20 protein-coding genes are annotated in these 24,128 nt (G+C 63.1%); 12 read left to right on the top strand and 8 right to left on the bottom strand.

Going from position 1 to position 24,128, the window contains the following annotated elements; all coding sequences use genetic code 11:
- Window positions 1–136 precede the first annotated feature (136 nt).
- Window positions 137–1,294: a sensor histidine kinase gene (locus tag B2S33_RS05885; protein ID WP_288650054.1), complete on the bottom strand. Its 1,158-nt coding sequence runs from the start codon at window positions 1,292–1,294 to the stop codon at window positions 137–139.
- Window positions 1,287–2,099 carry an alpha/beta fold hydrolase gene (locus B2S33_RS05880; protein ID WP_027914097.1) on the bottom strand — a complete coding sequence of 271 codons (813 nt, stop codon included), beginning with the start codon at window positions 2,097–2,099 and terminating at the stop codon, window positions 1,287–1,289. Before B2S33_RS05880 ends, B2S33_RS05885 begins: the two co-directional genes overlap by 8 nt.
- A gap of 337 nt (window positions 2,100–2,436) precedes the next feature.
- Between B2S33_RS05880 and B2S33_RS05875 the strand changes: the two genes are divergently transcribed.
- Window positions 2,437–2,643 carry a DUF3079 domain-containing protein gene (locus B2S33_RS05875; protein ID WP_023535792.1) on the top strand — a complete coding sequence of 69 codons (207 nt, stop codon included), beginning with the start codon at window positions 2,437–2,439 and terminating at the stop codon, window positions 2,641–2,643.
- 72 nt (window positions 2,644–2,715) lie between these two features.
- Here B2S33_RS05875 and B2S33_RS05870 read toward each other — a convergent pair whose 3' ends face one another.
- The gene (locus B2S33_RS05870; RefSeq protein WP_280078106.1) at window positions 2,716–5,013 is read right to left on the bottom strand and encodes a TonB-dependent siderophore receptor; all 2,298 of its coding nucleotides are present in this window, start codon (window positions 5,011–5,013) and stop codon (window positions 2,716–2,718) included.
- Between the two features lie 140 nt (window positions 5,014–5,153).
- Between B2S33_RS05870 and B2S33_RS05865 the strand changes: the two genes are divergently transcribed.
- Both B2S33_RS05865 and B2S33_RS05860 read left to right on the top strand, forming a co-directional pair.
- Window positions 5,154–5,876, top strand: a complete 723-nt coding sequence (locus tag B2S33_RS05865) for a response regulator (protein WP_027914099.1) — start codon at window positions 5,154–5,156, stop codon at window positions 5,874–5,876.
- A gap of 1 nt (window position 5,877) precedes the next feature.
- Window positions 5,878–7,245 (top strand): ATP-binding protein, encoded by a 1,368-nt coding sequence (locus B2S33_RS05860; protein WP_288650053.1) that lies wholly within the window; start codon window positions 5,878–5,880, stop codon window positions 7,243–7,245.
- Between the two features lie 69 nt (window positions 7,246–7,314).
- Here B2S33_RS05860 and B2S33_RS05855 read toward each other — a convergent pair whose 3' ends face one another.
- Window positions 7,315–8,634, bottom strand: coding sequence for an OprD family porin (locus B2S33_RS05855; protein ID WP_023535821.1), 1,320 nt, complete (start codon window positions 8,632–8,634; stop codon window positions 7,315–7,317).
- 459 nt (window positions 8,635–9,093) lie between these two features.
- On the opposite strand from B2S33_RS05855, the gene B2S33_RS05850 reads away from it, so the two are divergent.
- Window positions 9,094–11,196, top strand: coding sequence for a TonB-dependent receptor (locus B2S33_RS05850; RefSeq protein ID WP_288650052.1), 2,103 nt, complete (start codon window positions 9,094–9,096; stop codon window positions 11,194–11,196).
- 449 nt (window positions 11,197–11,645) lie between these two features.
- On the opposite strand, the gene aguA is transcribed toward B2S33_RS05850, so the two are convergent.
- Window positions 11,646–12,752, bottom strand: coding sequence for an agmatine deiminase (gene aguA / locus B2S33_RS05840; RefSeq protein ID WP_027914102.1), 1,107 nt, complete (start codon window positions 12,750–12,752; stop codon window positions 11,646–11,648).
- Between the two features lie 267 nt (window positions 12,753–13,019).
- Between aguA and rfbC the strand changes: the two genes are divergently transcribed.
- From rfbC to B2S33_RS05820, 4 genes are read left to right on the top strand one after another with little or no spacing between them, the layout of a single operon-like run.
- Entirely contained in the window at window positions 13,020–13,565 is a 546-nt protein-coding gene (gene rfbC / locus B2S33_RS05835; protein WP_288650051.1) for a dTDP-4-dehydrorhamnose 3,5-epimerase, read from the top strand.
- Window positions 13,566–13,607: 42 nt separating this feature from the next.
- Window positions 13,608–15,422, top strand: coding sequence for a sensor histidine kinase (locus B2S33_RS05830; protein ID WP_140174870.1), 1,815 nt, complete (start codon window positions 13,608–13,610; stop codon window positions 15,420–15,422).
- Window positions 15,419–16,822 (top strand): sigma-54-dependent transcriptional regulator, encoded by a 1,404-nt coding sequence (locus B2S33_RS05825; RefSeq protein WP_027914105.1) that lies wholly within the window; start codon window positions 15,419–15,421, stop codon window positions 16,820–16,822. The genes B2S33_RS05830 and B2S33_RS05825 overlap by 4 nt, the downstream gene beginning before the upstream one ends.
- On the top strand, window positions 16,822–17,277 hold the full coding sequence (locus B2S33_RS05820; RefSeq protein WP_027914106.1) for a YiiD C-terminal domain-containing protein: 456 nt from the start codon (window positions 16,822–16,824) through the stop codon (window positions 17,275–17,277). The genes B2S33_RS05825 and B2S33_RS05820 overlap by 1 nt, the downstream gene beginning before the upstream one ends.
- Window positions 17,278–17,409: 132 nt before the next feature.
- Here the strand turns inward: B2S33_RS05820 and cysQ are convergent, their stop codons facing one another.
- Together cysQ and nudE are read right to left on the bottom strand one after the other, a co-directional pair.
- Window positions 17,410–18,228 carry a 3'(2'),5'-bisphosphate nucleotidase CysQ gene (cysQ, locus tag B2S33_RS05815; RefSeq protein ID WP_028688174.1) on the bottom strand — a complete coding sequence of 273 codons (819 nt, stop codon included), beginning with the start codon at window positions 18,226–18,228 and terminating at the stop codon, window positions 17,410–17,412.
- A complete protein-coding gene (gene nudE / locus B2S33_RS05810; RefSeq protein WP_023535727.1) occupies window positions 18,225–18,791 on the bottom strand; it encodes an ADP compounds hydrolase NudE in 567 nt (188 codons plus the stop codon). The genes cysQ and nudE overlap by 4 nt, the downstream gene beginning before the upstream one ends.
- Before the next feature lie 63 nt (window positions 18,792–18,854).
- Between nudE and yrfG the strand changes: the two genes are divergently transcribed.
- Window positions 18,855–19,517 carry a GMP/IMP nucleotidase gene (yrfG, locus tag B2S33_RS05805; RefSeq protein ID WP_027914109.1) on the top strand — a complete coding sequence of 221 codons (663 nt, stop codon included), beginning with the start codon at window positions 18,855–18,857 and terminating at the stop codon, window positions 19,515–19,517.
- Between the two features lie 59 nt (window positions 19,518–19,576).
- Here the strand turns inward: yrfG and lysM are convergent, their stop codons facing one another.
- Window positions 19,577–20,017, bottom strand: coding sequence for a peptidoglycan-binding protein LysM (lysM, locus tag B2S33_RS05800; RefSeq protein WP_027914110.1), 441 nt, complete (start codon window positions 20,015–20,017; stop codon window positions 19,577–19,579).
- Between the two features lie 192 nt (window positions 20,018–20,209).
- Here lysM and fdhD point away from each other — a divergent pair, with 192 nt between their 5' ends.
- The 3 genes from fdhD to B2S33_RS05785 all read left to right on the top strand — a co-directional run bounded on the left by fdhD (window position 20,210) and on the right by B2S33_RS05785 (window position 24,066).
- On the top strand, window positions 20,210–21,040 hold the full coding sequence (gene fdhD / locus B2S33_RS05795; RefSeq protein WP_028688176.1) for a formate dehydrogenase accessory sulfurtransferase FdhD: 831 nt from the start codon (window positions 20,210–20,212) through the stop codon (window positions 21,038–21,040).
- A gap of 5 nt (window positions 21,041–21,045) precedes the next feature.
- A complete protein-coding gene (locus B2S33_RS05790; protein ID WP_028688177.1) occupies window positions 21,046–23,391 on the top strand; it encodes an FdhF/YdeP family oxidoreductase in 2,346 nt (781 codons plus the stop codon).
- Window positions 23,392–23,586: 195 nt separating this feature from the next.
- The gene (locus tag B2S33_RS05785) at window positions 23,587–24,066 is read left to right on the top strand and encodes a glycine zipper domain-containing protein (RefSeq protein WP_027914113.1); all 480 of its coding nucleotides are present in this window, start codon (window positions 23,587–23,589) and stop codon (window positions 24,064–24,066) included.
- The last annotated feature ends 62 nt before the right edge of the window (window positions 24,067–24,128 follow it).

The raw sequence follows: 24,128 nt of genomic DNA, 5'->3' as shown, positions 1-24,128 counted from the left end.
GGGCAAGACAGTTGCTCCCACCCTGGGATTCGCTCGGTTCCGGATGCGGTGTTGGGTGGTTGCTCGTATGGAACGGCGCTTACGCAAGATACGGGTTAGGATTCCCGGCGAATTGAACGCACCTGCCCAAGGCCCCTCACCCCAACCAAACCTCAAACCGTGTGCCCAACACCCCATCAGAGCACATATTCACACTCCCCCCATGCGCCTCGGCGATCTTCTTCACGATGAACAACCCCAGCCCCACCGACCGCACCGTGTCCTGGCAATCGCTGCCTCGGGTCATCGGCTCGAACAACGTGGGCAGCAGCGCGTCATCGATTGCAGCACCATGGTTATGCACAGTCACCACCGCCCCGTCATCCGAAAACTCTGTGGTCAGGGTAATAGGGTAGCGAAGGTCGCCATAGGCGACAGCGTTGGCCACCAGGTTACCAATCAACTGCTGCAACCGATCCGGGTCGACCTGCACCACGCGCCAACCGCGGGCGTAATGCCGAATCTGTGCATCAGGGAAGGCCACCTTCAGCTCGCTCACCGAATAATCCACGGCACGCACCAGGTCCACTGGCTCGCGGCGGATGGTCATGCCGGGGCCGAGCCTGACCGAGGCGAAGTCGAGCAGGTCGACGATCATGCGCAGCGCGCGCTCGGTCGAGGTATCGATGCCCGCCAACAAGCGCCGAGCACGGTCGCTTGGTAGATCGCGCTTGAGCATGGACGCGGCCATCTGGATGGCGGTCAGGGGGTTCTTCAGGTCGTGGCTGGCAATGGCGACCATCTGTTCGGAGAAGACGGCACGGCGCTGGACTTCCTGGTAGGCGGCGGCGAGTTCAGCCTGGGCGCGCTGCAGGGCGCTTTCGGCTTCTATCTTCTGCGCCAGCATTTCTTCGGCGCGTTGCATGGCTTCCAGGGCAGCCTTGCCACTGCTGGTGCTTTCGAGCGCGCTGAACAGCGCCAGGTGGTAACGAATGCCGTCATCGCTTTCGCGGCGCACGCCGCTGAGCAGCATGGGCAGCTTGCGGCCGTCGCGGTGGCGCAGGGCGATCTTCACTTCGGAGATCGACCCCTGCATGTTCAGCAGTGGGCCCCAGTGGGTCAGCAGGAACACGCGGCCGTCGGCGGGCAGCAGTTGGTCGAAGCTCATCGCGTGCAGGGTGGCGCTGTCGTACCCCAGCCAGTCGGCCAGTGTCTGGTTGCAGCGCACCAGGGTGCCGTCGGGCGCCATCACCACCAGGGCACAGGGTGCGTGCTCGAAGAAGGCCTGGGTGGACAGCAGCGCCGTGTTATCCATGGTCGAGGCCAAGGTGGGTGAAGAACTGGTCCATCGCGGCCGCACAAGCGCCTGACGCGCTCAGCTGGGGGTAATGGCCCATGTTCTCGATGATGCTCAGCTGGCTGCTGGGCATGACGGCGTGCAGGTAGTTGCCTACCGCTAAAGGCACGACGGGGTCCCCGGTGCATTGCACGATCAGGGTGGGCAGCTGCAGGCCTGTCACGTCCTTGCGGTGGTCGGACAGGAAGATCACGCGGGCGAAGTGCCGGGCGATCTGGGCGTCGGTGCGGCTGAAACTGCTGGCCAGTTCCTGCTCCAGGGCCGGCTGGCCGGGGGTCCCCATCAGCACGGGGGCCATGGAGCTGGACCAACCCAGGTAGTTTTCGTCGAGGGTGGTCAGCAGGTCGTGCACTTCATCGGGGGTGAAGCCGCCGGTGTACGCCTCGTCGTCGACGTAACAGGGCGAGCCGCCCACCATGACCAGCCCCATCAGGCGGCCTGGCCGCTGGCGCTCGGCCAGGGCAGTGATCATGGCGCTGACCGAGTGGGCGACCACGATGACCGGGCCTTGGGCGTATTCGTCGATGATTTCGTTGAGATCGCTCGCGTAGCCCCACAGCGTGGAGTACTTGTCGTGCTTGTAGGCACTCAGGTCCGAGTGCCCCGCCCCGACCAAGTCGTAGGTCACGACCCGGAAGCGTTCGAGAAAGTGCGGGAGCAGCAGCCGCCACATGGATTGGTCGCAGCCGAAACCATGGGACAGAACGAGGGTCACGTCACCGGCTCCGGCAACCTGGACGTTGTTACGTTTTTGCAGGGTCATACCTCTCCCCAATACCGTTCAACGTCATGCTGAGCTGTCACGATCCGTTCAAGTCCTTGCTGAGAATGGTTGAGGGAAGCCCTACAGAAAGGTGCCGTTGAGCGACGCGTCATCGCCCCGCTAATGACTTAGTGGGGTCTTGTGCTGTAACAGTTCACGGATCGGGACGCCCACATTACGCTATATAGGCAAGCGACGTAGAAGTTTCTGCCAATTTTCTGGGGACAGACGGTCAGGCGATGATCAGGATGCCATTGGCTGGTGTTTGACTTCGGTCAACTCGAATAGCGCTGCGAAGGTTAGGCTCAGGTCATGTACCGCCTGCCGGAGGCACCTCATGGCCAAGAAATTCCCGAAGCACCCCAGCCACCCCGAGCGCATTTGCTGGGGCTGCGATCTGTATTGCCCAGCCAAGGCGCTGGCGTGCGGCAATGGTGCCGACCGGACCATGCACCCGATGGAGCTGTTCGGCGAGGACTGGGACAGCTTCGATGACAGGTTCGAGCCGCCCGCTGTGGATAACGCGAAGCCCCCCACCCTCTGACCACGCCCTCAGCCCTGCATGAACCACCTCATCCGCCGGGCGCGGGTGAGGTGTTCGTGCTTGCAACGTGGATCAGAAGGTGGTGTTGACGGTCAGCGACAAGCTGCGCGGGTCACCGTAAACGGCCCCTGCATAGAACCCGTAGCGGGTGTAGTAGTGCTTGTCGAAGAGGTTGTTGGCATTGAGGGTCACGCTGGTGTCGTCGGTCACCTGGTACTTGGCCATGGCGTTCCAGATGGCGTAGCCGGACCAGTTCACGTCGGTGGCACCACTGCTCACGCCGTTGACGGGCTGGCCCGCCGGGCTGGAAAGGGCGCGGATATTGGACTGCGCGGTAACGCCGGCGCCGACCGTCAGGCGGTCGAGTGGGCCGCTGAGGTGGTAGGTGGTGGAGGCCTTGAACAGGTGCGAAGGGTCGCTGCGCCCGTCGCTGTCGACGCGGCGGAAGTGCAGGTAGGTGTAGCCGGCGTACACGTTCCAGTCCGGGGTCAGGGCGCCTGCGATTTCCAGGTCGATACCGTCGGTTTCCTGGCCTGAGCCTGCTTTGTAGGCATCGCCACCGGTCGGGGTCGACAGGCCGCCGTCCAGCACGGCCTTGTTTTCCTGCTTGGTGCGGAAGTACGCCGCAGAGGCGTTCAGGCGACCGTCGAACCAGGCGCCTTTGATGCCCGTCTCGTAGCTTTGCCCACGGATCGGCTCGACCCGGCTGCCGGCACTGGTTTCCTGGGTTTGCGGGTTGAAGATGTCGGTGTAGCTGGCGTACAGCGAGTAGGTGTCGTTGAGGTCGTAGACCGCGCCCAGGTAGGGAGTCACAACGCCGTTTTCTTCCTGGCTGGTGCGCACGGCATCCACGCTGCGGGTGATGGCCGAGTAGTCGGTGGTGCGCACGCCCAGGATCACCGACAGTGGGTCGGTGATGCTCAGGCGGGTCGCGGCGTACATGCCCTGCAGGCGGGTGGTGGTCTTGCTGTGCTTGCCGGTCTGCGAAGCCAGCATGGCATAGTCCCCGTCCACGCCATTGCGCCAGTCGCTGATGGGCAGGCCATTGTTGGCGCGGAACAAGCAGCCCACCACTGGATCGGTGGCCTTGCCGCCACCGACCATGCTGCAGCGGTATTCCGGGGACCACTGCACGCTACGGCTGTCGTTGTAGCCGACCATGGCCTGGTGCGTACGGCCAAACAACTGGAACGGGCCGGACAGGTCGATCTGCGCCGACTGCTGGGTGGTGTCGCTCGAGCTGTGCAGGCCGTTGAGCACTGCGCCGCTGCCGTCCTGATTCCAGTAGCCGCCGAACCGGCCGCGCCCTGCCGAGTTGACCTTGCCCAGGCCTCGGTGGTTGAGGGCATCGGTCGTGCTCTGGGATGCCTTCAGGTCCAGCGACCAGTCGTTGTCGAAGCGGTGCACCAGCGAGCCGAAGGCGGTGCGGGTGGTGTACTCGCCAAAGCTCCAGCTCGGTACCAGGTTGGAGCTGCGTGGCAGGTCGGTCTTGCTGCCGTCGCGGTACCAGATGGGGATGTTCGCGCCCCAGCCACCGCCCACCACCTTGTTGTACTCGTACTGATAGCCGGCACCTAGGGTGGTGGCGTCGTCCAGGTCGAACTCGAAGTTGGCCAGGGCCGCGCGTGAACGGTCGGACTGGTAGTCGCGGAACGAGTTGGCGTCCTGCTGGGTCACCACGAAACGCGAGCGCAGGCGGCCGTCTTCGGACAGCGGCAGGTTCAGGTCGGCGCCCAGGCGGCGTTTGTCCCAGCTGCCGTAGGTGGCATAGGCGCTGCCGCCGAAGGTGCGGGTGGGCGCCTTGCGAATCAGGTCGATGGTAGCGGACGGGTCACCGGTTCCGCCGAGCAGGCCGTTGGCACCGCGCACGATGTCGATGCGCTCGTACAGGTCCATGTTCAGGGCGTTGCCGCTACCGCTGAAGTCGGACGCGCCGGGTGCCTGCAGGCCGTCGATTTTCCAGTTGGTGATGGAATAGCCACGGGCGCGGTAATCGGTGCGTCCGCCCACTTCGGATTTGCTGGCGGTTACCCCGGGGGTGGTTTCCAGCGCCTGCTCGATGCTGTGGATGGCGCGGTCATCCATCTGCTGGCGGGTGATGGTGGTGACCGACTGTGGCGTTTGCCGTGGGGTCAGCGCCAGGCCGGTGGAGCTGCGCGTGCGTTCGACGGTGTAGCCCAGCTGGCCGGCATCGTCCTGGGGCAGCAGGGCACTGTCTTCGATTTGCGTGGCATCGAGCACCAGAGGTGCGCTGTCGGCGGCCATGACGCCACCGCTGATGGCGAGGCCGACGAAGAAGGCAATTGGCTTGAGGCGGGTGCCGCCACAGGTGAACGCGGTGAAGGTGTTGGCGATGCTTGAGGGATTCATTTGGGAAGGCTTCGTATTTGCAGATGATTTTTTGTTAGGATTCTAGGGATCAGTCCTCCGGGCTCTACACCCGACATGTACGGGGATGTAATGCAACGTAACGGGCGTTGACGACGCCCGCCTCACAGGTGTTTTTTCAGATGAGCACAACCCTGCTGGTTGTTGATGACGACGACGAGATTCGCGAGCTGCTGTGCGATTACCTGACCGATGCAGGCTACGTCGTACTGGCGGCGGCCGACGGCAAGCAGATGCACGAGCACCTGGCGCGGCAAAAGGTGGACCTTGTGGTGCTGGACCTGATGCTGCCCGGTGAAGATGGCCTGAGCCTGTGCCGTCAGTTGCAGGCCCTGCCGGGGTTGGCGGTGATCATGCTGTCGGCCAAGGGCAGTGCACTGGACCGCATCATTGGCCTGGAAGTAGGGGCCGACGATTACCTGGCCAAGCCTTTCGAACCCCGGGAGCTCATTGCCAGGATCAAGGCCGTGCTGCGCAGGCCCCATCGGCTGGAGGCTGCCGTACAGGAGCCAACCCAGGTCCAAGCCCATGTCTTTGCAGGTTTTCGCCTGGAACATATCAAGCGCCTGCTGACCCGCCCCGACGGGCAGACCTTGACCTTGCCGCGCTCCGATTATCGGGTGCTGCGCGAACTGCTCGAAGCCAACAACCGTGTGGTGTCTCGCGACCAGTTGACACGTAGTGCCTTCAGCCGCGACCACCTGCCGGACGATCGCTCGGTCGACATGTGCGTCAGCCGCCTGCGCCAGCATCTGCGCCATGCGCCTGGCGATGTGGCGCAGATCCTCACCATCCGCAACGAAGGTTATCTGCTGAGCATTGCTCAGACCCAGGCCACGGCCTGACATGCGCTGGGCTCGCCGACTGTGGCCGCGCACGCTGTTCGGGCAGCTGATGCTGATCATGGTGGGCGGCACCCTGGCCATTCAGTTGATGTCCAGCAGCATCTGGTTCGATGTGCGCTTCGCCCAGGTGTTCGAGGCCCCCGTGCGCTTGATTGCGGCGCGCAGTGCACCGCTCATCCAGCAGGCCAGCTGTCATGCCGGCGTGCTCAAGGTGCCGGCCCATTACCAGTTGCGCTGCGCCGAGCAGCTGCCCGTACTGCAGCAGGACGAACGGCGCAGGCGCAAGCGGGTCGAGTTGCTGCTTCATCAGGCACTGAAATACGAGCTTGGCCATGAGCCGCAGGTGCGCTTGATGAAGGTGCAGTTGACCGACGAACTGGGCCAGCCGATCGTCTGGCGCAGCCTGTTCGGGCTGCGCACCGCCCAGGCCCATCTTCAGTTTGCGGTGCCGTTGGCAGACGGGCATTGGCTGACCATCGACGGGCAGGAACTGCAGGGCTGGAGCGGTGAATCCGCCTGGCTGCTGATCAGTGACTACCTGCTGCGGGTGTACGCGTTGCGCATTGTCGCCGTGCTGGTGGTATGCCTGATTGCCGTGCGCCTGTGCCTGCGTCCGCTACGCCGCCTGGCGGATGCGGCGCTGGCGCTGGGCAGCAACCTTCAACAACCGCCGCTGGCGCTCGATGGTCCCGATGAGGTTCGTCAGGCCGCGCAAGCCTTCAACGCCATGCAGCAGCGTCTGATCGCCATGGTCAACGACAAGGCTTACTTTCTCGCTGCTGTCTCCCATGACCTGCGCACCCCGCTGACGCGCATGCGCCTGCGCCTGGAACGCATGCCCGACGACGAACACCGGCAGCGCTTACGGCAGAACATCGCCCAGATGGACGACATGATCGGCCAGGTGCTGGACTACCTGCGTGCGGGCGAACAGCAAAACCTGCAACCGGTCGACATGGATCGCCTGGTGATACGCCAGTGCGCCGAGCTGGCCACTGCCGACGAACCCATACCCGTGCACGGCCATGGCGGCGTGGTGAGCGTCGATGCCCTGATGGTGCAGCGTTGCCTGCAAAACCTGCTGGTCAATGCATTGCGTTATGCCAGTCAGGTGAGTGTGTCGGTGGAGCGCGTAGGGGCACGGGTGCTGGTTCACGTCGAGGATCGAGGCCCAGGCATTGCGCCGCACCTGCTGGCGACCGTCACCGAACCGTTCGTACGGGGCGAGAGCTCGCGTAACCAGGCATCCGGCGGGTATGGGCTGGGGCTGAGTATCGTCGAGCGAATCATGACCAGCCATGGGGGGGCATTGCGGGTGCGCAACCGTGAGGGGGGCGGGTTGCGCGTGACCCTTGAGCTGCCTGTCTAGAGACGGGCAGCCCGTAGGCTCAGGCCAGCGGCGCACGCGGTGCGAAGGTGGCCTGCGTGGGTGACCGGATCAGAAGATGCTGATCGGGTACTCGACGAATACGCGGACTTCGTTGCCGTCGTCGTTGTAACCGTTCTGGCGCACGGCATTGTTGGTACGCAGGAACGAGCTGCGCAGCTTGACCGACAGGTCCTTGGCAGGGCCTTCCTGTACCACGTAGCGGATCTGGTTGAAGATCTCGCGCTCCTTGCCTTCGCCGAAGCCCTGTGGGTTGGCGACATTGCGGGTGTTGATGTTGTCACCCACCACGTAGGCCAGCTTGTAGGTCAGGCCAGGGATGCCGTAGGCACCGAAGTCCAGGCCATAGCCCAGCTGCCAGGAACGCTCGTCCTCGGCATTGAAGTCGGACCAGTAGGAGTTGGCCAGGAAGATGGTCGAGCCACCGTCACCCACGCCGCCCTGGTTCTGATACCAGCCGTAGTTGTAGCCGGTGCTGCCAGTGCTGCGCTGGTGAGCGAGGGTAAACGAGTGGGCGCCGTAGGCGTAGGTGGCGGCCAGGCTCCAGATGGTGTTCGAGTCGCCGTTCAGGCCCGCTTCACGCACGTACTTGTTGTCGATGCTCGACTTGTAGCCGTTGAAGTCCAGGGTCAGGGACTGGTTCTCGGCAATGGCGTAGACGTAGTTCAAGCCCAGGTAGTGCTTCTTCATCACGTCTTCGGTGTCGGCGGTGTACAGCGACGCGGTGAAGTTGTCGTTGAACTTGTAGCTACCGCCCAACACGTTGATCGACTTCAGACCACCGCCATCGCGACGTTCGGCGCTCTTGCGCGCTTCCTGGGTGAAGCGACCGGCGTTCAGCTCCAGGCCTTCGATTTCCTTGGAGGTGATCAGGGTGCCGGTGAAGCTTTCCGGCAGCAGGCGCGCATCGTCGTACTGGAGCACTGGCAGGGCGGGCATCTGGTCACCGTACTTGAGCACGGTGTTGGAAATGCGGAACTTCACGGCGGCACCGGCACGGGCCAGGTTGTGCGGCGAACGGGCATTGCCATCGGCGTTGGTGGTGTCGTGCGGCTTGAAGAAGTCGACGCCGCCGCCACCGTTGTGGCCCTTGCCGCCGTCCAGGCGCAAGGCGTACAGGCCGAATGCATCGACGCCGACCCCGACGGTGCCCTGGGTGAAGCCGGACGAGAAGTTACCGATGAATGCCTGGCCCCACTCGATCTGGTCATCGGTGCCGTGCTTCTTGTCACGGTTGATGTAGGCGTTGCGCAGAAGGACGTTGGCGTGGCTGTCCTCGATGAAGCCGTTGCTGGCGGCCTGGTCATTGGCCTGGGCCTGGGTCGCGGCGATCATCGCCAGGGCGACCAGGCTGATCCTGGTATTCAACATGTTATTTTCCTTATTTCTTGATCGAAAACGCGCTGCGTAATGACGCCATGAACCAACGCCCCTTCGTAGGTTCGACGCTATGCAGGTTCTGCCAAAAGCCCCTTTGCCGGTAAACGCGGCCGGCCTGGCAACAGCATGGCCAAACGGATTGGCCAGCAGGCGTGGCCGAATCCTAGCGGCGTGCGATTACAAATGTCAAAAAAACGTGAAATTCAGGTTGATATAACTAAAAACCGAGCGCTCATGAGGCATTTTCTTTAGAACTAAAGCTGTAGGAGGATATTCCTTCTTGATATGGAAAACTCTTCCTGATCACAGCGACAAGTTCCCTTGGCAGGCCTTCGTAATTAGTTACAAAGTGATACAAACGTAAAAATCCAGGGCTCAGAATAGGCGAGCATTAGTAAATAGCACCCATTATCATTCGCACCTTCATTATTGCTCGGTCAAACGTGCGCCATGCCTGCCCCTTCTCGCCTCGCTCCTATCACGCTCTCCATTTCATGCCTGCTGGCTGCCAGCCCCACAAGCGCTGCCACCACCACCCTACCTGAGCTGTCCGTCACCGCCGAAAGCGAGCGGGAAAAAGACAACCCGCGGGTGCGTGAGGTCGGTACCGCGACTCGAACCGCCACTGCCGTGCGCTCCGTGCCGCAGGCGGTGGATACGGTAAAGACGTCGCAGGTGCTGGACTACGGCAGCGACACGCTGGGCAAAGCGCTCGAGGGTATCCCCAACGTCAGCAGTGGTGCCGACACGCGCTTCGACAGCGTACGCATTCGCGGCTTCGAAGCCGGCAATGACTTCTATCTGGACGGCGTGCGCGATGACAGCCAGTACATCCGCGACCTGCACAGCATCGAACGGGTCGATGTGCTCAAAGGCCCTGCGGCCGTGCTGTATGGGCGGGGCGGCCAGGGGGGTATCGTCAACCGCATCAGCAAGGCGCCCGAGGCAGGCCGTCGCTCTACCCTGGAGGCACGGGCAGCCAGCGAGGATCTGCGCAGCCTGTATGCCGACCTGAGCGCAGACCCCAGCGACACGGTCAGCCTGCGCCTGAACATGGGTAACCAGGACAACAACAGCTTCCGTGACGGTATCGACGGTAGCCGCCAGCTGTTCGCGCCCTCGGTCAGCTGGCAGGTCACGCCGCAGCTGAACTGGCTGGTGCAATACGAGTACAGCCGCTTCAACCGCACGCCGGACCGCGGTATCCCCGGCGTCGATGGCCGCCCGGCGAACGTCAGCCGCAGCACGACCTACGGCGATACACAGCGTGACTTCATCGATGACCGGGCGCAGTCCTTGCGCTCACGCCTGAACTACGAGCTCAACGATGCGTGGCAACTGCGTCACACCCTGAGCCTGTTCAAGCTCGACAGCGAATTCGACAACACCTACCCCACCGCCTATAACCCCAGCAATGGCACGGTGACGCGTCAGCGCTGGCAGCAGGACCTGAACACCCGCAACCTGTTCAACACCCTGGAAGCCGAAGGCACCTTTGACACACTAGGCCTGGGGCACACGCTGTTGCTGGGCCTGGAGTTCGGCAGCCAACGCCGCGACCCTACCTTGTATACCGCGGCTGCGGCAAACGCCGGCGGGCGGCCCGTGCCGCCGCTGGACCTGTACGACCCTGACCGGAGCAAGCAGCACAACGGTCGCATGGTGATGTCCAGCAACAACCACACCGTGGTGCAAAGCCGTGGCCTGTACCTGCAAGACCAGCTTCGCCTGAACGATCAATGGCAGCTGCTGGCAGGCGTGCGCTTCGATGAATTCGACGTGGAGACCACCAACAAGGTGCGCAGCCTGACCGAAAAACAGAGCAGCCGGACCACCAGCCCTCGCATAGGGATCGTGTACACCCCGTGGCAGGATCACTCGTTCTACGCATCATGGAGCAAGACCTTCTCGCCGGTAGGCGGTGGCCTGATCGGCATCACGCCGGGCGCCCCGGGCAACAGCAACGAGACGGCACCCGAGCTGACCCGGCAAAAGGAAGTTGGCGTGAAGAGCGACTGGTTCGACCAGCGCCTGACCACCACCCTGGCGGTCTATGAACTGGAGCTTTACAACCGTCGTACCCGCGACCCGCTTAATCCGGAAATCACCTTGCTCAGCGGCCTTCAGCGCTCGCGCGGCATCGAGTTGACCGCCACGGGCAATGTGATCGGCAACTGGTACGTGCGCGGCGGGGTTGGCTTGCAGGATGCCACCATCGTCAAGGACAACAACGGCCAGCAAGGTAACCGGATCAATGACGTGGCCAAGCGTAACGCCAGCCTGTTCGTCACCTGGAAGCCAGAACTGGGCTGGTACGCCGAAACAGGCCTGACGCTGGTCGGTCAGCGGTATGCCGACAACCAGAACACCACGGTGCTGCCAGGTTATGGCCGCTGGGATGCGCTGGCCGGGTACCGCACCCAGGCGTGGGATGTGCGGGCGGCGCTGAGCAACATTGCCGACCGGACATACTACAGTTCGGCGACCAGTGCAGCGCAGATCCAGGTCGGCGACCCCCGCAGCCTGGTCGTCACAGGCACCTACAGCTTCTGAACGTCAGCAGGGGCAGCCTTTGCGGGGCTGCCCCTGCCAGTGTGGTACAGGGTTTGAGCAACGTTGGGTCGCGGCTAACGCCACACCGCCATCAACGCATGAAACTCCGCCTCGCTGATCAGTCCTTCAGGGTAACGCCCGGCAAGTAGCCGTCGTGGGTCGGTCGTCCTGACCCTGCTGCTTCCATGGTGCTTCAACCACGTCGCCAAACGCTCGAGCGATGCTTGGTCTATTGCCAATGGGCGCAATGCCGACTCACTTGCTGCATTCATTTCTACACGTACTCCTGGCCCGTGAGCAGCTAACCTACGCAAGTAGTGTTACAAGCAGGTAACCCGGTTACATCAGGCTATCTGTTTGAAAAACAATACAAAAGCTATGCCACTGCAGGTGCCAGGCGTCGCCGGGCGGTTGTGCGCGTGCTCGTCCTCACCCCGCGCCACGAACCATCAACGGTGCACAGGCGCCGGCTGCTGCTGGGTCAGGCAATGGATGTTACCGCCACCCAACAGCAATTCCCGTCCAGGGATCATCACCACCTCGTGATCAGGGAAGATGCTCGACAGTATGGCCTTGGCCTCGGCATCGGCCGGGTCGTCGAAGCTCGGCGCGATGATGCCGCCGTTAACGATCAGGAAGTTGACGTACGAGCCTGCCAGACGCACCGAAGGGTCACGCTCCTGGCTGCCCGACACCTGGTCGACGCCGGCACATTCTTCTTCGGTGGCGTACAGCGGCCCGGGAATCGGCATCTTGTGCACGACGAAGGCCCGCCCCTTGGCGTCGCGGGTGGTCTGCAGCACTTCCATGGCCGCGTGGCAGCGCGCGTAGTTGGGGTCGTTCACGTCATCTGTCCAGGCCAGTAACACTTCGCCAGGGCGCACGTAACAGCAGAAGTTGTCGACATGGCCATCGGTCTCGTCGTTGTACAGGCCGTCCGGCAGCCACACCACGGTATCGACCGCGAGGTTGTCGCGCAGCACGGTTTCGATCTGCTCGCGGTTCAGGTGCGGATTACGGTTGTGGTTCAACAGGCACTCTTCGGTGGTGATCACCGTGCCTTCGCCGTCCACATGGATCGAGCCGCCTTCGAGCACGAACCCTTCGGTGCGATAACGCTGGCAGCGCTCCATCTCCAGCACCTTGCCAGCCAATGCCTCGTCCCGGTTCCACGGTGCATACAGTCCACCCTCGAAGCCACCCCAGGCGTTGAAATCCCAGTCCACGCCACGCACTTCGCCGTTGTCGTTGACCACGAAGGTGGGGCCGGTGTCACGCACCCAGGCATCGTCGCTGCCCAGTTCAACGACCCGGATATTGGGCTGGTCCAGCAGGCGACGCGCGTTTTCATACTGGCCCGCCGAGACGCCCACGGTGACCGGCTCGAAGCGCGCGATCGCCTTGGCCAAGGTGACATGGGCCGCCTGCGCCGGCTTACCGCCCAGTCGCCAGTTATCCGGCCGCTCTGGCCAGACCATCCAGACCTGGGTTTGCGGGGCCCATTCGGCGGGCATGTGGAAACCATCGGCACGTGGCGTGGAAGTGAGGGTTTTCATCGTTGACCTCTGTCATGGCCCTGCCCGGAAGGGTGTGGGCGTAAAAAGCGTTTATAACCGATATAAATCCATCTTTAAACAGAATAGCGTTCGAGAAGGCGCATAATATACGGATTATATTTCGATAATAATCGGCAAATACGTGACGCTCGTCGTGCGCAACCTAACCCTAGCAGTGTTCAGACCGTTGTCGGGCGCTCTTCTGGACAGGACAAGCACGCGTCTGCCAGCTAGGGTCATAACGCATAGCCTGCAGAGTGTTTCCCGATGAACGTGATAGCCACTGCCCTCCCCGAAGTGCTGATCATCGAACCCAAGATCTTCGGCGACAGCCGAGGTTTTTTTTTCGAGTCCTTCAACGCCCGCGAGTTTGCCCGGCTGACCGGCGCCGAGGTCGAGTTCGTCCAGGACAACCACTCGCGCTCCGGCCGGGGCGTGCTGCGTGGGCTGCATTATCAGGTGGCCAATACCCAAGGCAAGCTGGTGCGCGTGGTACAGGGCGAGATCCGCGATGTGGCCGTGGACGTGCGCAGGCACTCGCCAACATTCGGCCAGTGGGTGGCGGTGCACCTGTCGGCGGAAAACCATCGTCAGTTGTGGATCCCAGCAGGCTTTGCCCATGGCTTTGCGGTGATGGGCGATTCGGCGGAGTTTCTGTACAAGACCACCGACTACTACAATCCCCAGGCTGACCGCTGCATCCGCTGGGACGACCCGACGCTGGCCATTGACTGGGGCCTGCAACAGCCGCCTGTGCTGTCAGACAAGGACAAGGTGGGCGTGTCGTGGGCAGAAGCACAAGTGCTGCCTTAACTAGCGCATAATTGCATCAGACTTTTCTGACGCAATGATGTGATGATCGCCAAGAACACCCCTCCTCGCCGCCCCCGTTGGCGCAGCCTGGCCTTACTGGCGCTGTGCCTGGTGCCGCTGCTATGGCCGCTGCATCACCTGGCCGAGCGCTATTACCGGCAAGAACTGGCCTCGCAGAACCGGCAGACCCTCGACCTCTATGTCGCCAACCTGCTGGGGACGCTGCACCGCTATGAAACCTTGCCGCAGATCCTTGGCGATTTGCCGGCCTTGCGCGGGGTGCTGGCCGATCCGTTCCGCCTGGAGGCGGTCACCAATGCCAACCGCCTGCTGAAAAACATCGTGCAGCAGACCGGCGCCGAGGTGATGTACCTCATGGACGTCAGCGGCAACACCTTGGCGGCGTCCAACTGGGACAAACACGACAGCTTCGTGGGGCGTAACTTCGCATTTCGCCCTTACTTCAACGAAGCCATGGCCGGGCACCTCGGTCGTTTCTTCGGCCAGGGCACCACGTCTGCAAAGCGGGGGTATTTCTTTGCCGCCGCCGTGCGCGACGGCGAACGCATCGTCGGTGTGCTGGTGGTGAAGGTCGACCTTGATCATACCGAGACCTTGTGGGGCCGCACGCCCGAGCAACTGCTGCTGACCGATCACAACGGCGTGGTCATCCTCACGTCACGCCCGGAGTGGCGTTTTCGCGCCACCCGTCCGCTGACCGCGGCCGAGCGCCAGGCCATCATCGCCATCCAGCCGTACCCGACCCAGGCACCCCAGCCGCTGGTGATCAGTGACGATGCCTGGATCACCCAGACCCGGGCCATTCCAGAGACCGGCTGGCAGGTCAGCATCCTTGCCCCGCGCATCCTGGTGGACCGCGCCGCGCAGACGGTCACGGCCATCGGTGCCGGCGCTCTGCTGGTCATCGTGCTGCTGACTGGCCTGGTGATGCAGCGGCGCCGTCATTATATGGACCGCATCGACTTCGAGGCCCGTGGTCGTCAGCAGCTCGAACAGCGCGTGGCCGAGCGCACCGCCGACCTCGAAGGGCTCAACGCGCGCCTCAAAAGCGCCGTGCTCGAACGCGAAAATGCCCAGCAGGAGGCCGTGAGGGCCCAGGACGAACTGGTGCAGGCAGGCAAGCTGTCGGTGCTGGGCACCATGTCGGCGAGTATCAGCCATGAGCTCAACCAGCCCCTGGCAGCCATTCGCAGCTATGCGGAAAACGCCGAGATCCTGTTGGACCATCAACGTACCGAGGACGCGCGCGGCAACCTGAAACTGATCGGCGAACTGACCGGGCGCATGGCCTCGATCATTGCCCACCTGCGCGCCTTTGCCCGCCGTGACCGCCACGCGCCGGAAAGCGTAGCCCTGCAACCGGCCCTGGACGATGCCCTGGCCCTGCTCGCCAAACGTCGCCGGGCAATGGCGGTGGAGCTGGTGCGCGACCTGCCTGAAGCGACGCTGTGGGTGCAGGCGGGCGAAACCCGCCTGCGTCAGGTATTGGGCAACTTGCTGGCCAATGCCCTGGACGCGCTGACCGAGAAGGCCAACCCGCGCCGGTTGTGGATAAGTGCAGAGCAGCAGGACGATTGCGTTTATCTCTCCATTCGCGACAACGGCCCCGGCTTCACCCGTCAGGCACTGGAGCATGCCAGAGAGCCCTTTTTCACCACCAAGACCCGCACCCAGGGGCTGGGCTTGGGCCTGGCCATCTGTGACAGCCTGATGCGCACCCTGGGGGGAGAACTGTTGCTGGCCAACCACCCCGAGGGCGGTGCGGTGCTGACCTTGAAAATGCGTGTAGCCCCGCCGGGTGCCACCTTGCCCAATTCAGAGGATTCTTCGGCATGAGCCCCGAGACACTGATCGACAGCCGCGCCCAGGTGATCCTGGTCGACGACGACGCACACCTGCGCCAAGCCCTGAGCCAGACGCTGGACCTGGCCGGGCTCAAGGTCGTGGCACTGGCCGATGCCCACGGCCTGGCCGAGCGCATTCCAACAGATTGGCCGGGGGTTGTCGTCAGCGATATCCGTATGCCGGGCATCGACGGCCTGCAGCTGCTCGAGCAGCTGCATGGCCTGGACAGCGAACTGCCGGTACTGTTGATCACCGGGCACGGCGATGTCCCGCTGGCGGTACAAGCCATGCGCGCCGGTGCCTATGACTTCCTGGAAAAGCCCTTCGCCAGCGACGCCCTGCTCGACAGCGTACGCCGCGCCCTGGCACTGCGCCAATTGGTGCTGGAGAACCGTAGCCTGCGCATGGCTTTGAGCGACCGCCAGCAACTGGCCACGCGCCTGGTAGGCCAGTCCGCGGCCATGCAGCGCCTGCGCGAGCAGATCGGCGCGCTGGCCGGCACGCGAGCGGACGTATTGATCCTGGGTGAGACCGGGGCTGGCAAGGAAGTGGTCGCCCGCGCCCTGCACGACCTGTCGAGCCGCCGGGACGGGCCCTTCGTGGCCATCAACGCTGGCGCTTTGGCCGAATCGGTGGTCGAGAGCGAGCTGTTTGGTCATGAGCCTGGCGCCTTCACGGGCGCGCAAAAACGCCGCATTGGCAAGTTCGAATTCGCCAATGGCGGTACGTTGTTCCTTGATGAAATCGAAAGCATGAGCCTGGATGTGCAGGTAAAGCTGTTGCGCATGCTGCAGGAGCGCGTCGTCGAGCGATTGGGTGGCAATCAGCTGATACCGCTGGATATCCGCATCATCGCCGCCACCAAGGAAGACCTGCGCCAGGCCGCCGATCAGGGCCGTTTTCGTGCGGACTTGTATTACCGCTTGAACGTGGCGCCCTTGCGTATTCCACCGCTGCGCGAACGTGGCGACGACATCCTGATGCTCTTCCAGCATTTCGCCGATGCGGCCAGCCAGCGCCATGGCCTAGGGCCGCACGCGCTGCAACCTGCGCAACGGGCCTTGCTGTTGCGCCATGACTGGCCGGGCAATGTGCGCGAACTGCAAAACGCGGCCGAACGCTTTGCCCTCGGGCTGGAGCTGGCACTCGATGGCCAGGCGCCGCCTGCAACCAACGCGCCCGCCCCAGTCACCGGCAACCTGAGCGAGCAGGTGGAGCACTTCGAGCGCTCGTTGATCACTGCCGAATTGGCCCAGCCTCACGGCTCGCTGCGTAGCCTGGCCGAAGCGCTGGGTGTTCCACGCAAGACGCTGCACGACAAGTTACGCAAGCATGGCCTGAGTTTCGAGGGCGGTGGCGGTGGCCACGACGACCATGAGGAAACCCGTTGATGAGCAAGCCGATTCACCCGCTGCAGACAGTGCTTCACGGCGATATTCCACTGACCCGGGAGATGGGCCTGGAGGTGCTGGACTGGCAAGGGCATACCCTGCGCCTGCAACTGCCATTGGCCGCCAACGTCAACCACAAGAACACCATGTTCGGTGGCAGCCTCTATTGCGCCGCGGTCCTGGCCGGCTGGGGCTGGTTGCACCTGCGGCTACAGGAGTTGGGCATCGATGATGGGCATATCGTCATTCAAGAGGGGCAGATCAGCTATCCGCTGCCGGTTACCGGCGCCGCCGTGGCCAGTTGCGCTGCACCGGACGAGAAGGCCTGGTCGCGGTTCCTGACAATGTATCAACGGCGTGGGCGGGCACGGCTGACGCTGGAAACGGCAGTGAGCAACGTGGGCAGTGATGAAGTGGCGGTGCTGTTCAGCGGGCAGTATGTGTTGCACAGGTGAGCGGCGGGGTGATCGCGAGTGATCAACTGTCAGTCTTGTGTGAAGGCGAGCATCTAAGGCCGCTTAGCGGCCCTTTCGGCCCTCAAACGATGAGCAGTTTTCAACACCCAACGCCGCACTGACTCTTGTGAATCAAACAAGCGCAAGCAAGGCCTCTCGCCAACCAGCCCCCGCCGGCAGGGCCAGGAAGTAGGGATTGAGCAGCGATTCGCGCGCCGGATACCGGAAGGGTTGGCCGTCGACCTCGATCACCTCGCCCCCGGCACCTTCGACCACACCCTGAGCAGCCGCCGTGTCCCACTGGGAGGTCGGCGCCAAACGCGGGTAGCAGTCGGCGCTGCCTTCGGCCAGCAGGCAGAACTTCAGCGAACTGCCCACCGAAACCAAATCAAGCGGCCCCACCGCAGCACCCAACCCGTTCAGCAAAGCCTCTTGCCGAGGGCTGGAGTGCCGGCGGCTGGCAACCACGGTGAAAGGCGACCCGGCAGGCGGGGTGGCGCGCACCTGGATGGCCTGCGCGGTTTCACCCCGCTCCGCTCGCCAGGCACCCAGGGCCCTGCCTCCGAAATAGCAACGCCCCGAAGTGGGCATCGATACCACCCCGAACACCACCTCGCCCTGATCGATCAAGGCGATGTTGACTGTGAATTCCTCACTGCCGGCAATGAACTCCTTGGTGCCGTCGAGCGGGTCGACCAACCACCAACGGCGCCACTTCTGGCGCTCCACCAGTGGGATATCGCAGTCTTCTTCGGACAGAACGGGAATGTGCGGGGCCAGAGCCTGCAAGCCCTCTGCAATCACTTGGTGTGCAGCCAGGTCCGCAGCCGTGACAGGCGAGTCGTCGGCCTTGTTGACGACGGCCACATCGGCGCGCCAGAACGGCAGGATCGCCTCGCCCGCCGACAGCGCCAACGCCACCACGCCCTGCATCAATTGCTGATCGTTCATAGTGCCAGTACCCCGCGCTGGATCAGCAGGTCACGGGCCAGGTACAAGGCAGCCAGCGCGCGACCTTCGCTGAACTGCGGGTGCATGGCCAAGGCCGACAGCTCCCGCAGGTTGACCTTGTCCACGCCCATCGGCTCCGGCTCATCGCCTTCCAACCGTTCCTCATACAGGTCGGTGGCCAGCACCACCTGGATTTTCTGACTCATGTAGCCCGGAGACAGGGAAAGCTCGGTCAGGTGCTCCAGTTGCCGTGCACCAAAGCCGGCTTCTTCCTTGAGCTCTCGGTCAGCTGCCGCCAGCACGTCCTCGCCGGGCTCGATCAGGCCCTTGGGTAGGGACAGCTCATATTCGTCAGTTCCACCGCAGTACTCTTCGACCAGGACCGCGTGCTCGGCATCGAGCATGGCCACGATCATCACCGCGCCATAACCGTTACCCCGGCCCACCAGCCGCTCGTAGGTGCGTTCCACGCCGTTGCTGAACCGCAACTCGACGGCCTCGACTCGGAACAGGCGGCTGCTAGCGACGATTTCGCGGCTGAGGACGGTAGGTTTCTGGCGCATGGGGGGCTCCTTGGCGTGAACGGGTTACTATACCGTGGCTTGCCGACCGAACGAGAGTTTCCCATGCCTGTTCTTCCCTGGTCCGCCATCGACACCGTCCTGCTGGACATGGATGGCACACTGCTCGACCTGCACTATGACAACCGCTTCTGGCTGGAGCACCTGCCGCAGCGCTATGCAGAACTGCACGGCGTGAGCCGGGCGATGGCGCAGCTGGAACTCGAACCGCTGTTCGAGCGCAACGCCGGCACGTTGAACTGGTACTGTCTGGACTTCTGGAGCCGTGAGCTGCGCTTGCCGATCCGCGAGCTCAAGCGCGAAATCGCCGACCTGATCGCCTTGCGACCCGATGCCGATACCTTTCTGGCCGCGATCAGCCAGGCAGGCAAGCGGGTAATCATGATCACCAATGCACACCGCGATTCACTGTCGCTCAAACTCGAGCGCATCGAACTGGCACCCTACTTCGACCGTATGATCAGCTCCCACGACTATGGGTTTCCCAAGGAAAGCCCGCAGTTCTGGGATGCCTTGCAAGCCGATATCGGCTTTGAACCTGCCCGCAGCCTGTTCATCGACGACACATTGCCCATCTTGCGCAGTGCCCGGCAATTCGGCGTGGGCCACTTGCTGGCGGTGCGTCAGCCGGACAGCCAGGGGCAGCCTCGGGATACCGCGGAGTTCGCAGCTGTCGAGGACTATCGGGAATTGCTGCACGGACTGTGAACGCAAACCCGCGCCATGGGCGCGGGTTGCGGTGACAAGCCTATAGACAGGCTTACCCGTTACTCGGGAATACGCAACACCTGGCCCGGGTAAATCTTGTTCGGATCCGACAGCATGGGCTTGTTGGCCTCGAAGATCTTCTGGTACTTGTTCGCATCGCCGTACACCCGCTTGGAGATGGCGCTCAGGGTATCGCCCTTCTCCACGGTCACGAAGCGCGCAGCCTGGGCTACTGGGCCGGTGACGGTGATCTGATCGTCGACGCTGGCCACACCTTCAATGTTGCCGGCTGCCAGAATGATCTTCTCTTTCTCTTCCTGGCTCGCTACCTCGCCCTTGAGGGTGACTGTGTCGCCTTCCACGGTGGCGGTGATGTTGGGGTTACCCAACCCGACGTTTTCAACGTGCTTTTTCAACTGCTCCTCGGCCTTGGCATTGCCGGGGGTTAGCAGATCGATCAACTTCTCGCCTGCTTCCTTCACAAAGCTGAATAGACTCATGACGCTCTCCTTGTTGATGTGAAACCGTTGGACAGTGAAGTCTAGGCCATGACTCAGTCAGTCATCGCACTGCGACCTATCGACGCGGTCTATCACGGCATAGACCCTAGCAATTAGACGTCGCCGGCGGGCAAGCCTAGGCTTGTAGCCTCAGTAAGCCGGCGCCCAATCGCCGATCAAGAGCACGCCTGGATGAACAGCAAGCCACCGTTCTGTGCGGCCTCGTTACCGTTAGCCCTGCCCGCCGCCAGCACTACCTATGATTACGTCCAGCTCGGCGATGCCCAGCCTGGCAGCACGCCACTGGCCGAAGAAGTCGCCCTGGCGATCGTGTACAACGGCCTGAACCAGGCCGTCATGCTCGTCAGCCCGACCGACCTGGAAGATTTTGCCGTTGGTTTTAGTGTGGGCAGCGGCATCGTTGAAAGCACCGCCGAAATCTACGACGTCAAACTGTCGGGAAGTGGCGCGTCGATGTACGCGGACCTGGAAATCTCCAGCCGCGCTTTCTGGAACCTGAAGAACCAACGCCGCCAGCTGGCCGGCACCAGCGGCTGTGGCCTGTGCGGCGTCGAAGCCCTGGAGCAGGCGCTGCCGGACCTGGCCAAGCTGCCCGGCGCCCCGTTGCCGCCTGCACAGTGGCTGGTCGGCCTGCGCCAGCGCATCGACGCCTTCCAGCCGCTGGGCCAGCACTGCGGCGCCGTGCATGCGGCCTTGTTCATGGACCGCCATGGCGAACTGCTGCTGGGCCGCGAAGACATTGGCCGGCACAACGCCCTCGACAAGCTCATTGGCGCACTGCTGCGCCAGGGCATCGACAGCGACGGAGGCCTGGCCATCGTCACCAGCCGTTGCAGCCTGGAACTGATCCAGAAAGTATTGCGCGCCGGCATCCAGACCCTGGTCAGCCTGTCGGCACCAACGGGCCTGGCCCTGCAATGGGCACGCAGGCACAACCTCAACCTCATTCATTTGCCCAAACACAGCGCACCGCGGGTCTACAGCCCGGCGGCGGAGTCGTAACAGCCGTGACCTCGTACCAGCCTATTCCGAAAAACGCCCCAGCCTCTTCCCCTCGCTACAAGCCCTACCACGGTCCTGCCGGCGGTTGGGGTGCACTGCGCAGCGTGGCCAAAGCCTGGGTTGGCAGCGACAACCCGCTGAAGAACATCCGCGCCCTGCTCAAGACCAACCAGAACGGTGGCTTCGATTGCCCGGGTTGCGCCTGGGGCGACTCGCCCGAAAGCGGCATGGTCAAGTTCTGCGAAAACGGCGCCAAGGCCGTCAACTGGGAAGCCACCAAACGCCGCGTGGACGCCGCCTTCTTCGCCCGCTACAGCGTTACCTCGTTGTTGCAACAAAGCGACTACTGGCTGGAGTACCAAGGCCGACTGACCGAACCGATGGTGTACGACGCCGCCAGTGATCGCTACCAGCCCATCAGCTGGGACGCCGCGTTCGCCCTCATCGGCCGAGAGCTGAACAAGCTCGCAAGCCCTGACCAGGCCGAGTTCTATACCTCCGGGCGCGCCAGCAACGAAGCGGCGTACCTGTACCAGCTCTTCGTGCGCGCCTACGGCACCAACAATTTTCCGGACTGCTCGAACATGTGCCACGAGGCCAGCGGTGTGGCGCTGGGGCAGAGCGTCGGGGTGGGCAAGGGCACCGTCACGTTCGAGGATTTCGAGCACGCCGATGCCATCTTCGTCTGGGGCCAGAACCCGGGCACCAACCATCCTCGCATGCTGGACCCGCTGCGCGATGCGGTGAAACGCGGTGCGCAGGTGGTGTGCATCAACCCGCTCAAGGAGCGTGGTCTGGAACGCTTCCAGCACCCGCAAAACCCGCTGGAGATGCTGACCAACAGCGACCGCCCCACCAATACCGCGTTCTTCCGCCCGGCGCTGGGTGGCGACATGGCCATGCTGCGCGGCATGGCCAAGTTCGCCCTGCAATGGGAGCGTGAAGCGCAAGCCAAGGGCGAGCCGGCGGTCTTCGACCACGCCTTCATCGCTGAGCACGGGCACGGCCTGGACGACTACCTGGCGGTGGTCGATGCCACGCCGTGGGCGCATATCCAGCAGCAGTCGGGCTTGGCACTCGAAGACATCGAACTGGCCGCCCGTATGTACTGCCGGAGCCAGCGCGTGATCATGTGCTGGGCCATGGGCATCACCCAGCACCGTCACTCGGTGCCGACCATCCAGGAACTGGTCAACCTGCAAATGCTGCGCGGCAACATCGGCGCGCCAGGGGCCGGATTGTGCCCGGTTCGCGGTCACAGCAACGTGCAGGGCGACCGCACCATGGGTATCAACGAGCGTCCGCCTGCCGCCCTGCTCGACGCCATCGAAGCGCGCTTCGGCTTCCCGGTGCCGCGCAAGAACGGGCACAACACCGTCGAAGCCATCCATGCCATGCTCCAGGGGCACGCCAAGGTGTTCATCGGGCTAGGCGGCAACTTCGCCCAGGCCACACCTGACACCGAGCGCACCGCGCGGGCGCTGCGCAACTGCGAACTGACCGTGCACATCAGCACCAAGCTCAACCGCAGCCACCTGGTTCACGGCAAGCAGGCGCTTATCCTGCCTTGCCTGGGCCGCACCGATATCGATATGCAAGCGGACGGGCCTCAGGCGGTCACCGTCGAAGACTCGTTCAGCATGGTCCATGGCTCCAACGGCCAGCTCAAGCCACTGTCCCGGCAGATGCGGTCCGAACCTGCGGTCATCGCTGGCATCGCTGCAGCCACCCTGGGCAAACACCCTGTGGACTGGCAATGGCTAGTGGCCGACTACGACCGCATTCGAGCCCTGATCGCCGACACCATTGCAGGCTTCGCTGATTTCAATCAGCGCATGCGCCAGCCTGGGGGGTTCTACCTGGGTAATAGCGCCGCCCGGCGCGAGTGGGCCACGGCCAATGGCCGCGCCAACTTCAAGGCCAACCTGCTGCCAGACTCCCTGATCGACGAGCGTGTACGTAACAGCGGCCAGGTGCCGGACTTGGTGCTGCAATCGATGCGCTCGCACGATCAGTACAACACCACCATCTATGGCCTGGATGACCGTTACCGAGGCGTACGCGGCCAGCGCGACGTGTTGTTCGCCAACGAAGCCGACATTGTTCGGCTGGGCTTTGAGCCTGGCCAGAAGGTCGACATCGTTTCACTGTGGGGGGATGAGCATGTACGCCGCGTGCGCGGCTTCACTCTGCTGGCGTTCGACATACCTGCAGGGCAGGCAGCGGCCTATTATCCAGAAGTGAACCCTTTGGTACCGCTGGAGAGCATTGGCGAGGGTAGTCACACACCCACGTCCAAGTTCATTGCGATCAAACTGGAACGCGCAGAGGACGACGGGCGAATACTCTGAATGAAAAAGCCCTGGTCCAGTACAGGAGCAGGGCTGGGTCACAAGAGCATAAGACCGCAAAAAAAAGACAAAGTTTCACTTATAAATCAATGAGTTGACGAATTGTGTACAACCCGTGCAATTCGTCGGATATTCGTTGCCACTGGCTGCAGATAGAAGCACATTCGCCTCGTCATCACTCTGAGGCTCTCTTGAATGAAGAAGTACTCCTCGATTCTGTTGTTGTCTTTCAGCTTGCTCAGCGGCGTTGCCATGGCAGGCGGCTCCACCGAGGCCGGCATTGGCGGCGCATTGGGTGGGGTACTGGGCTCAGTCGTAGGCCAGTCCATCGGTGGTAGCACAGGCGGCGCCATAGGCGCAGGCCTGGGCGGTGCCGCCGGCAGTGCGGTGGGCGCCGACAAACGTCAGCGTGGCGAAGCGGCCATCGGCGGTGCGCTGGGCGCAGCAGGCGGCAACGTGGTGGGCCGTACCGTTGGCGGCACCACCGGCAGCTACATCGGTGCAGCCGCTGGCGGCGGCGCAGGCGGTGCCCTGGGCAACTACATGGGCAACAAGGCTGATCAGGATGATCGCCGCGACCATCGCCGCTACCGCCGCGACTACGACGACCGCCGTCACTGGGACCGTGGTCACCATTACGGCCACCGCAAGCACGGCCGTCATCGCCACCCTTGATGGGTCAGCGGTAACCGCTGCGCAAAGACCCCGCCTTGAGGCGTAATGCTGTTCACTTAAGC

The organism is Pseudomonas sp. UBA5568 (assembly GCF_002425525.1).
Taxonomy (GTDB): Bacteria; Pseudomonadota; Gammaproteobacteria; order Pseudomonadales; family Pseudomonadaceae; genus Aquipseudomonas; species Aquipseudomonas fulva.
Note: the sequence above shows the minus strand (reverse complement) of the source record. Positions and strands in the feature narration are given on the sequence as shown.